We start from the raw sequence: 13398 nt of genomic DNA on the forward strand, positions 1-13398 counted from the left end.
AATTCCGTTCACCAGCTATTTTCGTTTCATTACTTCAGGTTTAACTTGACATCATACTTCAGTCGTAACGATTCACATCCCCATAGAAAAGGCAGCATTTTATACAGCTGGGATAGGAATGACAATTCCTTTGCGCCCTTGCGCAAGAACTTCCGCGATATAGTTCCAGGGATCAATGTTTCTTAGCCGGCATGTTTCGATGATGCTTAGCGTCGCCGAAAATGAGAGGCTGCCCTCGGTTGTACGGGTGCCAAAAGTGATTTTTCGGAATAGAACCACCCACCGCAGGGCACGCTCGGCTTCATTGTTCGTGGCTGGCAAGCCGGGATTTTTAACAAACGCCACCACCGCATCGCAATCATTTAAAATCTCTTTTGCCAGAGCTTTTAATTTGGCATGATCTGATTTGGATCCCAGATTGCAAGCCCTTTTTAAGCGGGCGAGGATTGGGTTGCATTTTTTCTTGCCATCCTCGCCCTGGGCCATTGTCTTGATCAGCCCTCGCAGTTCCCTCAAGAACCAATCCCCGGCTTTCTGAGCATCCTCGTTCACCGCGCCCGTTAACGCAACGGCTTTTCGGATTAAATGGGCCAGGCAGCGCTGTCTTTTCGAGTAGCTTCGATAAGCCCCATAACCATCGGTGATCAGCCACCCGAAAAAGGCTTCGGTGATCAATTCCAACAGTGCCTCTTTTTTACGGGTACCGATTCGATAGATTGCCGTTGTCTTGCTGATTGCCACCCAAACCCATAAAAAGATGCCCTTCTGGTACCAGGGGGTCTCGTCCAGATGGACTTGCTCTTCTTTTTGTAATTCCTTTATCAACTCATCCACCACGGGATTACAGGCAATGCCGACTTCTCGAATTGATTTGCAGATCAGACCAATGGACAGCTCAAAATTCAACCAGTTTTGAAGAAATTCCTTGATTTTGTTGCGGGACATACCGCAGCGGCGATTCAATGCCGCTATGAAAGTGGCGAGCATCGGACCGACCATCGTATACTCGCTCAATTTGATGTTTCGTTTGCGGCCTTCCAAAATCGATACATATCCTTCACCGGGTTGCTCGATGTTATCATGCCCGCACTCACAAACGGCGCTATAATAATAATGAAGGGTACAGGTGATTTCCAAGCCGTTTGGATTTCTTTCCAGCTCATAGGTATAAAAACCGGTGTGCGGCGATACCTTCAAGGCAAGTTTTTTCTCGCAGATGATGCACTGCTGCGGATGATGATGTTCGATATAATCGGCTTTAGGTTTTTGTGCTCGCCAAAAGCCTTGTGAGCCGGGTTGACGCCCTGCGTTACGTTTTTGACTGTCATCGGATGCTGTGGGAGCGTTTCGATCTTCAACGGGTTGATCATCGTCTGCGGGGTTATCACCGTCTTTTTCTTGATCCTCGGTCTTGGATTCTTTGGACGGATCTGCTTTATCTTTCTTCTTAAAAGGATCGTCTGATGACGGAGGCCTGGAGCTGTTGCTGGAATCCTGGTTTAAATTCTCATACAATTCGATCCCGAAATCACGAAGCCTCAACGTCAGCGAGACTAAATCCGATTTATTCAGGCGGTTTAAAGATTCTATACTGATTTGATTCAGGTCATCCGGGCTAAATCGATTTTTCCGCTTATTCTTCACAACGTGAGAATATCAGATTGAAATCAATTTGTCTTGTTAAAAGGCTATTCCTCATTGCACTCTCTATGGGGGTGTGAATCGTTACCTTCAGTCAGTCTCGGTACTAATTTTTAGGGCGCGCTGACAGCACGGTCATAAGTGAGAAGGGGATAGCAAAACGCATAAAATCATGACCGTTCCTGACTCAAGATGCTGTTCATTCTCAGCACTCAGGTCTCGCGTCTCAGCACTATTTTTTGTCACCCGCGTGTCTCGCAGATTTCCTTTTTCAATCCGCGTGCATCCGCGAAGATCCGTGTCCCATTTTCTGTCAACTGTTTCCCGCGTTTCGCGCCTTTCCCGCGTGTCTCGCATTTCCCTCAATTCCGTCAACCGATAACCGTAAACTGCTTTAAACTTCTTTGTGTTCCTGACAATTTTATTTAGTTAATTTAGGACGTTCCCCAATTTCCCTTTTTAATAACATCGCTATCAGCCATCGGCCTATAATGCGATTTTTAGCCCTGAAAATCGCAAAATAGACCCCAAATAGACCACCTTTTTCAGCCTTTTTAATTTATTTGCAGTTGGTTGGCCTGGCCCGTCCCCAGACAATTTCCCCAGACAATGTGTCAGTTGTTTACGCATCACTGACCACGGCTTTCAGCCCTCTGATTACCGTCCGTTTAAACCGGATTGGGAAACGCATGAAATCATCACCGGACCCAAAATACCCCCTGTTGCAATAAAGCCCAATTGGCATTAAGATATGTTGGATATAGGAAATTTAAATAATTGAGGGTGTGGGGATATGCCAAAAATTATATTAAAAACAGACATGCCAGATAAAGCGGTTGAGATTATATCCGAGGCTCTGGAAACGGAATCATTACGGCTTAAATACAGTCTACAGCTTTCAAAAAAGCGGCTTTCCAAGTTTGAAAAAAAATATCAAATTTCGTCAGAAATGTTCATGGATGAATGGAGCGCCGAGGACCTGGAAGGGAAGGATTTGGAATATGTTGAGTGGGCTGGCGAATATCATCTTTCCAAGAGGCTTAGTGAAAGATTAGATGCATTAAAGAGCATCCGTCATGTCTCTTCGTGACTATCTGGAGGCTTTTCATCGCGCTGTTGAAAGAATTGATGATTATGGATTCGCAGAATCAATAGACATTAAAGAAGAGCGAAGAGCTGCAAAACAATCTATTATAAAATCGAAAATCATTCTCGTTGATGGCTCTGTTTTGCATGTCGAAGAATTTATCGATGCTAAATATACAATTGAAAAAGTTCATTATGCCTATCAATACCAGGATAGGGATGGAAAACTAATTTTCAGATATGACAATGCTCGTCACAGGCCTGATTTGGGATTTAGTAACCATAAGCATCTTTCAGACGGATCAATAGAAGAATCATCCATACCTGATATCTCCGATGTGGTTGATGAAGTGATCAGCCATATATAGTTCAAAAAAATTGCAGGCTTGGTTAAAAATTGATTTTTTAACTTAAGTTAATGGGCTGATAAGATCGTAAGCCTGTAGGTCGTCAGTTGTTCATCTTTCTTTTATCTCATCAGCTCAACAACTAATCAGGGACAGGCTGGGCGTGAGAATAAAAAAATGGAAAAGACGGTCAATAGACCATTGGACGTGACGAATCTTCCTTGTTCCCCGCAACAATGAAACAACGTCCCTCCGTACTGACGCTGATCTCAGTCATTTGTTACGCATCACTCATAACGCATTACCGATCACGGCCTTCAGCCCTCTGACCTCTGAAACCTGAGCTCTGAAAACTGATATCTGTTCACCGCTAACCGATAACAGTAAACTGGCTTCTGACCTCTGATCTCTGTTAGTTGTTTACGCATCACTCATAACGCATCACTAATCACGGCCTTCAGCCCTCTGACCTTCGTTAATTGGGCATTCAGCTTGGTCCAACCCACCGAAGGGGCATTTGAACTGCGGGAGAGGCAATCGGCCTATAATGCGATTTTTAGCCCTGAAAATCGCAAAATAGACCCCAAATAGACCACCATTTTCAGCCTTTTTAGTTTAATTGCAGTTTGTTGGCCTGGCCCGTCCCCGGACCCGCAGGCGCGTTTCACGCCTTTCCCGCGCGTCCCGCAGCTTCCCTTTTGCAATCCGCGCGTATCCGCGAAGATCCGCGTCCCAATTTCTGACAACTGATATCTACTTTCCTTGACAAGCTGGACAAGAATGCTTTTTCGCGCCTTACGCCTTACGCCTTACGCCTTACGCCTTAAGCCCTGGTTGAAACCGGAATGGGAAACGCATAAAATCATGCCCGTCCCTGAGTTTCCCGTCCCTGAGTTTCCCCGGTAGTAAAAAATAACCCTTTCTACCGATTGATTTACTTTTTACTTCTCTGCTACAAGATGTTCGCATTGTGGATTTGGCAAGTGAATCGATTCGTCTTTTTTAGAGGCGTGTAACCGAGGAAGCGGAGCTATATCTTTTCGTCATAAAATTTTTTAAAATTGCTTACATTATGATGCCGGCAATCTGTAAAATGATGTGATACTTCTTGGGGAAAGAAATACTAAAGAAAAGGTGCTTATGAAACGAACCCAGATTCAACTCCATGACGCACAGTTGAAATGGCTGAAAACAGAGGCACTGGAACAGGGCATTTCAATGTCCCAATTGCTCCGTGATATCGTCGATAGTTTCAGGATGCAGGCTGAACGAGATCAGCAGGTGGATTCCAACAAGGCGTTCGCCTTGGAGGCCGTGGGACGCTTTTCATCAACACGTACCAATGCATCCTGAAAAAATCTTTATCGATACAACCGCTTTTTGCGCACTGATTGACAGTGCCGACCAATATCACCAGTGCGCCAAGATGCTTTGGCCTTCGCTGCTGGAGAAAAATGTCGCGCTTCTAACCAGTAGTTATGTGGTTGCGGAAACCATGAACCGCATACAGGATCTGTTGGGGTACGAGGCCGCGGATCTCTGGTACAAGGCAGTGCTTGGTGTTGTGGACGTCAAGTGGGCGGATGAATGGCAGCATGATTTGGGATATGAATTGTGGATGAGTCTGGGCCGTTTAGGGTTCAGTTTCGTGGACTGCGTCAGCCAGATTATGATGAATCGCCATCAGGTTAAAAAGGCATTTTGCTTTAAGCCTAATTTCGCTGATCAGGGCATCACCGTGGTACCATAATCTGTGTGAATCTGCGTAAACTTGTCCGGGCGTAGCTTTCTGCGAAGACTGATCTGTGGATATTCATTCTGGAATCACATGCCACGCTCATATCTTCTACTCAACATGCTGCTTCGGGGATCTATGATCGATTTAAGAATCAATAGTGTTGCGACCAGCCGTATAGACCAAAACAATTGGTATCACCATGCCATCGGTTGGAAAATGATTTACAACGAAATGTTGGAGACCTGGGGTAGCCTGGTGGAATGGATCAAATACCTGAACCGAGGTGATCTTTCAGATATCCAACCCGGTAAATCAGGTTTCTTCAGTGGATTGAAAGACTTTTTGCTCTTCGATATCGATTGGCAGAAATTGCAGATCATTGGAGTGTTAGAAAGGTCACCGTTCGTCAATCATCGAAAAAAGATCTGTGATGGATAAAACGCATAATTTCATCCCCGTCCCGCAAGTTCCCCGCAAGTTCCCCGCAAGTTCCCCCAGCTTGGTCCAACCCACCGAAGGGGCATTTGAACTGCGGGAGAGGCCATCGGCCTATAATGCGATTTTTGGCCCTGAAAATCGTAAAATAGACTCCCAATAGACCACCTTTTTCAGCCTTTTTAATTTAATTGCAGTTGGTTGGCCTGGCCCGTCCCCAGACCAGGTCAATAAGCATGCCCACGAAAGCAGCGCCGGCACATACAAAAAACGTTTTTGCACCAACGACAGGATATTTGGATCAACTTTAACATCCGGCCTTGAACGTCGCCGGAGTTTAAAGTAATTTACATATTGAACATCCGGCCTTGATACGGAGTTCACCTTGAAAGCCCGGAAGGGATAGTTCCGGGCTTTCTCTTCATTTTCCTGGACCATACGAATGCCCCATTACGGTTTACAATAGAACTGCAGAAAAGACGATTGCCAACGGGAGCTATTACAGCGGGGTAGGCGGGGTACGTTTATTCATTTTTGGGGCGGGGTATCGCTGCGGGATAGTAGAACCAACCGTTACACTTTTGCCGCATAGGCGAGGTAGGCCGTTACACTATTTTTGTCTTAGCATCTGTTCACCGCTAACCGATAACAGTAAACTGGCTTCTGACCTCTGATCTCTGTTAGTTGTTTACGCATCACTCATAACGCATCACTAATCACGGCCTTCAGCCCTCTGACCTTCGTTAATTGGGCATTCAGCTTGGTCCAACCCACCGAAGGGGCATTTGAACTGCGGGAGAGGCAATCGGCCTATAATGCGATTTTTGGCCCTGAAAATCGCAAAATAGACCCCAAATAGACCACCATTTTCAGCCTTTTTAGTTTAATTGCAGTTTGTTGGCCTGGCCCGTCCCCGGACCCGCATCGGCAGAACCGTAACCGTCCCTGAGTATTGGTTGTTAATATCATTTGACACAATGACGATGGGTCTTGTTTTTGCAATCTCCCGACCGAAAGTAGGATCCAGCGCTGCCAGATGAATTTCAGCCCGTTTAATAGTCATCCCAGCCCTCCAAGTCTGCAGGTTCAAATTCTGACGACAAATCGAGGCTTTCCTGATGGCGGACCCTGTAGCCTTCGACCAGGTTATCTTTCAAGGTTTCCTGGCGGATCTGGTTAATTTTGAGTTCGATGGCTTCTGAAATAAATGCGCTGCGCTTTCTGGGCCCTGACATCTGATCCATAACCATCACAAGATGTTTCGGCAAATTGATATTTAAACGCACATTTTCTGTGCTCATATAGAACCTCCATTTGTGTGTATTGTATTGTGTTTTATTTTATGCCTTAATGTGGAAATGTCAAGGATGGTTTGGAGCCGCCCCCGTTGGCCAGTCCCAGTCAGGGCCTGAAAAAAGCGAAGCGATTTCGTGATTCTGTGTTCGATTTTCGGTAGTGGATGATGTAGAGCTTGAAGGGGATGTCCTGAATGCGTGATGCGTCCAAAGATATCGTCATAAATACGATGTCGCTCATTGCTCTAACGGCAGTATTTGGTAAGCTTGATGAAAGGTTGAGCATAACGCATGAAATCATGCCTGTCCCTGAATTCCCCCTAACTAAGATTAAAAAAGCAGAATAAAGTTTAAAAGTAAAGGGCGTCCCCCTCTCCCTCTTCTGATGACATGTTCTTGCATTGCGCACGGGCGGGCAATGCTGCATTTGTGATTTCAGGTGATCGGCATTTATTATCGTTAAAGTCATACGAGAATATAACGATCATACCGCCTGAAGCCTTTTTATCAACAGTTCTTTAGTCCTAAAGCCGGAAACTACCAACCGATAACCATAAACTGGAAACTGTTTCCCGTGTCTCGCAAGTTCACTTTTACAATCCGCGTGCATCCGCGAAGATCCGCGTCCCATTTTCTGTCAACTGTTTCCCGCGTTTCGCGCCTTTCCCGCGTGTCTCGCATTTCCCTCAATTCCGTCAACCGATAACCGTAAACTGCTTTAAACTTCTTTGTGTTCCTGACAATTTTATTTAGTTAATTAAGGACGTCCCCCAAGTTCCCTTTTTAATAACATCGCTATCAGCCATCGGCCTATAATGAGATTTTTAGCCCTGAAAATCGTAAAATAGACCCCAAATAGACCACCTTTTTCAGCCTTTTTAATTTATTTGCAGTTGGTTGGCCTGGCCCGTCCCCGGACACGTCTGTTTCCCGCGTTTCGCGCCTTTCCCGCGTGTCTCGCAGATTTCCTTTTTCAATCCGCGCGCATCCGCGAAGATCCGCGTCCCAATTTCTGAAAACTGATATCCACTTTCCTTGGCAAGCTGGACAAGAATGCTTTTTCGCGCCTTACGCCTTACGCCTTAAGCCCTGGTTGAAACCGGAATGGGAAACGCATAAAATCATGCCCGTCCCCGAGTTTCTCGCCACCGGGAAGATGCGGTGAGATCGGCAATCCCGGAAGGGGTTCTGCCTTTCGAGATGAAAAAACACGAACAACCTCATGAGGCCCTATTATTTCTTTATTTTTCGAAAAAGATAAAACGCTTGCTTTTTAGGTGGAAGCAAGTTTGTATAATTTGTAAACAACGTCCCCTAAAAATCCTAATTTGTAAACAACGTCCCCTAAAAATCATAGTAAACAACAACGAAACATCGTCGCCGAAAAATCCATATCCATAAAAATGCCATAATACGCGATATATTTGGGATTTAAGCCAACGTTTCTCAATCAGCGCGCATCCGCGAAGATCCGCGTCCCATTTTCTGACAGCTGACAACTGACTTCTGACCTCTGGTCTCTCTCAGCACTGGTTTTTATCATCTGTTCACCGCCAACCGTCAACTGAATCAAACTTCTTTACGTTCTAAACGATCTCAACGAACTTAACGGATATGTATAATTTGTCAACAACGTCCCCGAGTTTCCCCGGGTTTGCCTTAATCGGAATGACTAAAGATTGGATAAAAAGCTTATATATATAGCCGGTTCTAGCCGAACAGGTTCCACGCTTCTGGATCTTTTGCTGAACAACCATAAATGGATAATATCCATTGGCGAAATGGATCGATTACCTTGGTTCATGAGCCAAGCATCGCTTACCTGCTCATGTGGAAATGATTTTAACCATTGTGTATTCTGGCGAAAGGTTCAGTCTTTGGGGTGCGAGAAACTCGGTGTACCTCCATACACGCCCCTACTAATTGAGCGTTCTCCAAGTTTTAGAGAGGTGAGTATTGGAACAATCAGTAGGTTGCTCTACAAAGCACTAATGATTCAGCCATCCAAGACGATTTATCATCTTGCTAACTTGAGCCTGTTTCGCCCCTTCCAAAAGGCTGCACAAAACTGCCTTTTCTGGAATGACATAATTAGAGAGGTTACTGACTGCCCGGTTGTTGTAGATTCCAGCAAGATCGCTTTTCGGATGAAAGCACTGTATTTTGCCGATCCGAAAAATATCCGGATTATACATATGATCAGGGACGGAAGGGCTGTGGCTGCATCGGAAATACGGCGAACTCAAAGACCTATGAAAATTGCAGCGAGACGGTGGTATCAAGCCCAAAAAAAAATAATTTTCTGCCTGAAGGGAATCCCGAATGGGCAGATTTTTAGGCTCCATTACGAGCAATTCTGCTCAGACCCAAATTCCACACTGCAAGAATTATGCGATTTTGTAAATATTCCTTACCAGGAGAATATGTTGGTTCTGAACAAACATGGAATACACAATGTCGGAGGAAATCCGATGAGGTTTCGACGTGGGGAGACCGATATCAAACTGGATGAAAGGTGGAAACAGGAGTTGGGACCTGAAGATTTAGACACGTTTAACGGCATTGCAGGTCGATTAAACCGTTCTTTTAGATATTCATGATAACAACTTTTCATGAGAAAACGATTGATGTCGGAAAAAGAGACGGAAATAGAAAAAGCTATTGAAGTAAGCCGCAAGCGGATAACTATTAATGCGGCAGCAAGTTATATAAGTCTATTGGTTGAATTAGCCGCAGGTTTATTTCTTCAGGCTTTTATCGTTCGTGTTCTGGGCAGAAGCCAATACTCTCTCTGGCCGATAACTAGTGCATGTATCGGTTTCGTTTCACTCATTCCTGTGGGTGTTGGCTACGGGGCGGGTCGATTCATCGCTCACAGCCTGTCCAAAGGGCGATTGGATGAGGTTCAACAGATTTCCTCCAGCCTTTTTTGGGGCATGTGTGTTACAGCGATTTTCTATTTTGCTGTTGCAGCGGGAATCAGCTTTTATTTTGAAACGTTGTTTACCATTCCGGTAGGATCCGAGGGTGTTGGGCCATGGATTATGTTGTATCTCGGCATGGCCGGCGCTCTTGCAATGCCTATCAGTGTGTTTCGTGGTGGTCTAGTGGCCACGCAGCAGTATGTTGCCATCAACACCATTGGGATCTTTGTCTGTTTGTTGCGTGTAGGGTTGACCGTCGCATTGTTTACCATTGGGCTTAAAAACCTTGTTTGGGTGGCTGCCGTAAGTCTAATGGTATCAGTTATGGAGGGGGTAGCTATCTGGAGAGTATGTCGGCGTTTGGTCCCATGGCAGCAAATCAGATTCAGTGCCTTTCGCTGGAAGATTCTTCGCGAGACGACCAGCTACAGCAGCCTTGTCCTTTTATTGAGACTTTTCAACCTATTATATTATCAGACGGATTACATTCTTATAAACAAAATGATGGAGCCAACGCTGGTTACAGGGTATGCAATAGTTGCCTCATTCGTACTGAAGATCGAATCCGTGCTGAATAGGGGATGCGGTGTCATCATGCCAGCCGTTGCCACGCTCCAAGCCCATTGCAATTATGATCGAATAGCAAGACTTGTGGAACGAACAAACCGTATAATCGTACCAGTTGCTGTCCCTGCCTACCTTTTCTTAATACTTTTTGGTGAAGAGGTATTGAGTCTGTATGTCGGTGAAGAATATATGGAATATGCGGGGCTTTTTTATATTATAGCAGCATATGAGATACTGTGGAGTACGCAGAAAGCATCTCGTCAAGTACTTCATGGATTGGGAAAGTTAGGTTTGTATGTTCCCGTTCACCTTTTTTTTGCGGCACTCAACCTTGTTTTATCCCTTTTCTTCGTTCGGGTTGCAGGGTGGGGATTATACGGTTTGGCTGCTGGAACGGCGATTTCGCAGGTCTTGCTTGGCCCCGTTTTTTTGAATATCTATATCGGATATCTTTTAAAACAGCCTATAGGCAGGCAGCTTTTTCGTCATGTTGCGGTTCCGTTGATGCATTGCCTGCCTGTTTCGGGCGTGATGATGTTATTGTATCACACGGTTGCATGCAGCAGTTTGTGCTCCTTGTTATCAGTGCTTTGCATCAGCCTTTTTATTCATCTTGTTTGGTTATTGATGTTTGGACTGCCGTTTCAGGAAAGGAGAACGCTTCAACGATTTTGCAGAGTGTTCCTTCTAAACCGGGCAGGACGAGCTCGAGGCAATTTACCTTTCTAAAAATTCGATACACTTACGAAACGTGAAATTAAAGAGAAAAATAGAAAATGCTGAAAAAATACGAATCGGTCTATTTGTGTCCGGAAATGACGGCGGCGGTGTTCGGACATCACTGTTGAACCTTATTCATCATGTTGACCGAGAAAGGTTTATTTTTTACTACATCGCATGTGCGCCAGGTCAACTAGTGGATGATATGAAGAAGTTGGGATTGACGGGTATTGTTTTAGGTCGGCCATTACCAGCCATTAAATCCGACCCCCATGACGCCCAATCCGGTATGTTGTTCACCAGCGCGTTATACGGGATTGCATGGATGGGTTCCAGGCTTCCAGGTCTTATTCGAGCAATTCAGGCTCTGAATCTGGATCTGTTGCATTCGCACAGAGTTCATCTGCATGTGATAGGTGGGATTGCAGCAAAATTGGTGGGGATACGATCTGTGTGGCATATTCGGGGAGTGCTTAACCGGCGGTCGTTGCGAGGTATGGCCGTACCTGTATACTGCATGATGGCAAAAATGTTCGGGGATCTTCTGATTGCCAACTCAATGGCGGTGTATCAAAGCCTTTTGCAGTCAGCACAGAAAAAAACCGTCGTCGTATATAACGGACATCCAATAGAAAAAATTAGACGAGAGCAGGTTTCTCGTGATTTCTGGCACAAATTTGGTGTTCCCGATGATGCTCTTCTCGTTGGATTAGTGGGTAGAATCAATCCCAATAAGGGACAGGATTTTTTTATCCGTATCGCAAAGCGGATTGCCCAGCATCGGACAGATATCCGGTTTATTATTGTTGGTGATGTTGCTCCGGGCCAGGATGCATATTGCCGTTGGCTGCATAATTTTACAAGGCAGTCAAACCTTGATAAGTATATAGTTTTTACCGGATTTGTTGAGAAAGCATATCGGCTATACAGCACATTTGATATTTCCACGTTTTGTACACAGGATACCGAAGCCTGCCCCAATACGGTTCTGGAGGCAATGGCGGCGGGTGTTCCCATTGTAGCAACCGCTGTCGGAGGTGCAAGGGAACTGATATCCCATGACCATACCGGTTATCTGGTTGATTCAAAAGATGAAGAGATGTTCTCAGATCGCTTGTTATGTCTGCTGGAGAATATGAAGGAAGCCAAAGCCATGGGGCAAAAGGGTTACCATCGTGCTGTTGCGCATTTTTCCGAATTGCGAATGATTCGCAGTATAGAACAGCAGTACATTCAACTTATTCCAAGTGAATCATTAGCTTAGGCCTTTTCTCGATCAATAGAACAGATTGGTATCTCATCCTTGATATCCGGTGAACTTCTACACTATGTGGCAGTGCTCGTCATTTTGGCTGTTGTTGTTTGCGTTATCGTGTTTCCCTTGAGCTCTGTCATCATTTTCAACTCCATCTATATAGTGAAGCCCATTGCCCGTGTTTTCATGCCGGCTCTGCTTTATAGCTATACCTATGATATGTTCACATTGTGCATGGGATATTTAGGGGCTGCAACTCTTTGGATTAAAAATACGCCAGGTTCGGTAAAAATGCGGCCGTTTCCAATTTTTGTCATGTTATTCATTATATTCATGCTCGCGGTGGGGCTGTTGAATACACGGGTTCCCGAGTTTGGTTTAAAAAAGTTCCTCATTTTCAGTGTTTTTAATTTTTTAAGCCTGTTGTTGCCGATGGTCCTAGTCCGAAATATCAGTGTGGCCAATGATATATTAAAATGGTTTTTGATTTTTGGATTGTTGCTGCCATTTATCATGATGATCCCCGGCGTTTCCATGCAGGGAATGTCCGCACGTTCGACAGTACTGGGTGCAAATCCCTTAGCACCGGCCGAATTGATGAATTGTGCCCTTTTGATTCTGATTGTAAGGCTTTTGCTGAAACCAAGCAAAAAGACCGTTACCCTGTCCATCTTATTCATACCCTTGCTTATTTTCAGCATTGCAAAAACCGGAAGTCGCGGCCCATTACTTAGTAGCGCGATTTTAACCATAGGGCTGGTCGGTATTTACAGTCGCCGGCGTGTCTTTTTGATTTCTATCGTTTCCCTCGTCATCGGTATAGGGTCATATTTGGTGTTATCACAGTTTCTACCCGAGAATCTTGCTATTCGGTTTAGCAAGGAGAAATCCGCTTGCTCTATGGAATATCGGTTGCAATTAACCAGAATAACGGTGTTACGAATGTTTCGAAATCCTATAATGGGAAATGGGCCAGGGGATAGCGCCATGGATGTGGGAGAATCAGATCAACAAGGCTATGCCCATACCGTTGTGCTGGAAGTTTTCGACGAGGCTGGCATACCGGGAGGAATTTTATATTTTCTGATGTTCGTTAATGCATTCAGTGTCGGTATTAAGGCTGTTCGTTCCAACCCAATTGGAAGTTCAAGGAAAATTATTGCTCTCACCTTTGTTATCCTGTTAGCTGGAAAATTCATCGAATCATTTAAAACCGGTAGTTATGCTGGAAGCAATCTGCTGTATTTTCTTCTAGGGTGCCTTTTTGCTGTCGGTAATACCGTAACCCAAAAAAAATCGGAGGAAGGTTCTTTAAAACATAGACCTACCGAGATTTTTATCCGGTTGGGTGGTGCAATAGGCCGTATAAATGCAAAGTAGGAAATTCAAG

General features: G+C 44.9%; 14 protein-coding genes. 10 read left to right on the forward strand and 4 right to left on the reverse strand.

Annotated features, from left to right (window positions below):
* Positions 1–99 precede the first annotated feature (99 nt).
* Positions 100–1515, reverse strand: a complete 1416-nt coding sequence (gene tnpC, locus Dvar_RS15570) for an IS66 family transposase (protein WP_419662609.1) — start codon at positions 1513–1515, stop codon at positions 100–102.
* A gap of 919 nt (positions 1516–2434) precedes the next feature.
* Between tnpC and Dvar_RS15575 the strand changes: the two genes are divergently transcribed.
* From Dvar_RS15575 to Dvar_RS15595, 5 genes are all read left to right on the forward strand, one after another.
* Positions 2435–2731 carry a hypothetical protein gene (locus Dvar_RS15575; RefSeq protein WP_419662610.1) on the forward strand — a complete coding sequence of 99 codons (297 nt, stop codon included), beginning with the start codon at positions 2435–2437 and terminating at the stop codon, positions 2729–2731.
* Entirely contained in the window at positions 2718–3095 is a 378-nt protein-coding gene (locus Dvar_RS15580; protein WP_419662611.1) for a toxin-antitoxin system TumE family protein, read from the forward strand. Before Dvar_RS15575 ends, Dvar_RS15580 begins: the two co-directional genes overlap by 14 nt.
* A 1119-nt stretch (positions 3096–4214) precedes the next feature.
* Positions 4215–4427 (forward strand): hypothetical protein, encoded by a 213-nt coding sequence (locus Dvar_RS15585; protein ID WP_419662601.1) that lies wholly within the window; start codon positions 4215–4217, stop codon positions 4425–4427.
* A complete protein-coding gene (locus tag Dvar_RS15590) occupies positions 4417–4824 on the forward strand; it encodes a type II toxin-antitoxin system VapC family toxin (RefSeq protein WP_419662612.1) in 408 nt (135 codons plus the stop codon). Before Dvar_RS15585 ends, Dvar_RS15590 begins: the two co-directional genes overlap by 11 nt.
* Positions 4825–4947: 123 nt before the next feature.
* Entirely contained in the window at positions 4948–5250 is a 303-nt protein-coding gene (locus Dvar_RS15595) for a hypothetical protein (protein ID WP_419662613.1), read from the forward strand.
* 111 nt (positions 5251–5361) lie between these two features.
* Here Dvar_RS15595 and Dvar_RS15600 read toward each other — a convergent pair whose 3' ends face one another.
* From Dvar_RS15600 to Dvar_RS15610, 3 genes are all read right to left on the reverse strand, one after another.
* The gene (locus Dvar_RS15600) at positions 5362–5685 is read right to left on the reverse strand and encodes a hypothetical protein (RefSeq protein WP_419662614.1); all 324 of its coding nucleotides are present in this window, start codon (positions 5683–5685) and stop codon (positions 5362–5364) included.
* A gap of 445 nt (positions 5686–6130) precedes the next feature.
* Positions 6131–6310: a type II toxin-antitoxin system PemK/MazF family toxin gene (locus Dvar_RS15605; protein WP_419662615.1), complete on the reverse strand. Its 180-nt coding sequence runs from the start codon at positions 6308–6310 to the stop codon at positions 6131–6133.
* Positions 6300–6548 carry a hypothetical protein gene (locus Dvar_RS15610; RefSeq protein ID WP_419662616.1) on the reverse strand — a complete coding sequence of 83 codons (249 nt, stop codon included), beginning with the start codon at positions 6546–6548 and terminating at the stop codon, positions 6300–6302. Before Dvar_RS15610 ends, Dvar_RS15605 begins: the two co-directional genes overlap by 11 nt.
* Before the next feature lie 188 nt (positions 6549–6736).
* Here Dvar_RS15610 and Dvar_RS15615 point away from each other — a divergent pair, with 188 nt between their 5' ends.
* The 5 genes from Dvar_RS15615 (at position 6737) to Dvar_RS15635 (ending at position 13388) form a co-directional block, all read left to right on the forward strand.
* Positions 6737–6889 (forward strand): hypothetical protein, encoded by a 153-nt coding sequence (locus Dvar_RS15615; protein ID WP_419662617.1) that lies wholly within the window; start codon positions 6737–6739, stop codon positions 6887–6889.
* Between the two features lie 1332 nt (positions 6890–8221).
* Positions 8222–9142, forward strand: coding sequence for a sulfotransferase family protein (locus Dvar_RS15620; protein ID WP_419662618.1), 921 nt, complete (start codon positions 8222–8224; stop codon positions 9140–9142).
* Between the two features lie 12 nt (positions 9143–9154).
* On the forward strand, positions 9155–10762 hold the full coding sequence (locus Dvar_RS15625) for a lipopolysaccharide biosynthesis protein (protein WP_419662619.1): 1608 nt from the start codon (positions 9155–9157) through the stop codon (positions 10760–10762).
* 22 nt (positions 10763–10784) lie between these two features.
* On the forward strand, positions 10785–12017 hold the full coding sequence (locus Dvar_RS15630; protein WP_419662620.1) for a glycosyltransferase: 1233 nt from the start codon (positions 10785–10787) through the stop codon (positions 12015–12017).
* A 66-nt stretch (positions 12018–12083) separates the two neighbouring features.
* Positions 12084–13388: an O-antigen ligase family protein gene (locus Dvar_RS15635; RefSeq protein WP_419662621.1), complete on the forward strand. Its 1305-nt coding sequence runs from the start codon at positions 12084–12086 to the stop codon at positions 13386–13388.
* Positions 13389–13398 lie beyond the last annotated feature (10 nt).

It is taken from the genome of Desulfosarcina variabilis str. Montpellier, assembly GCF_048565275.1.
GTDB lineage: Bacteria > Desulfobacterota > Desulfobacteria > Desulfobacterales > Desulfosarcinaceae > Desulfosarcina > Desulfosarcina variabilis.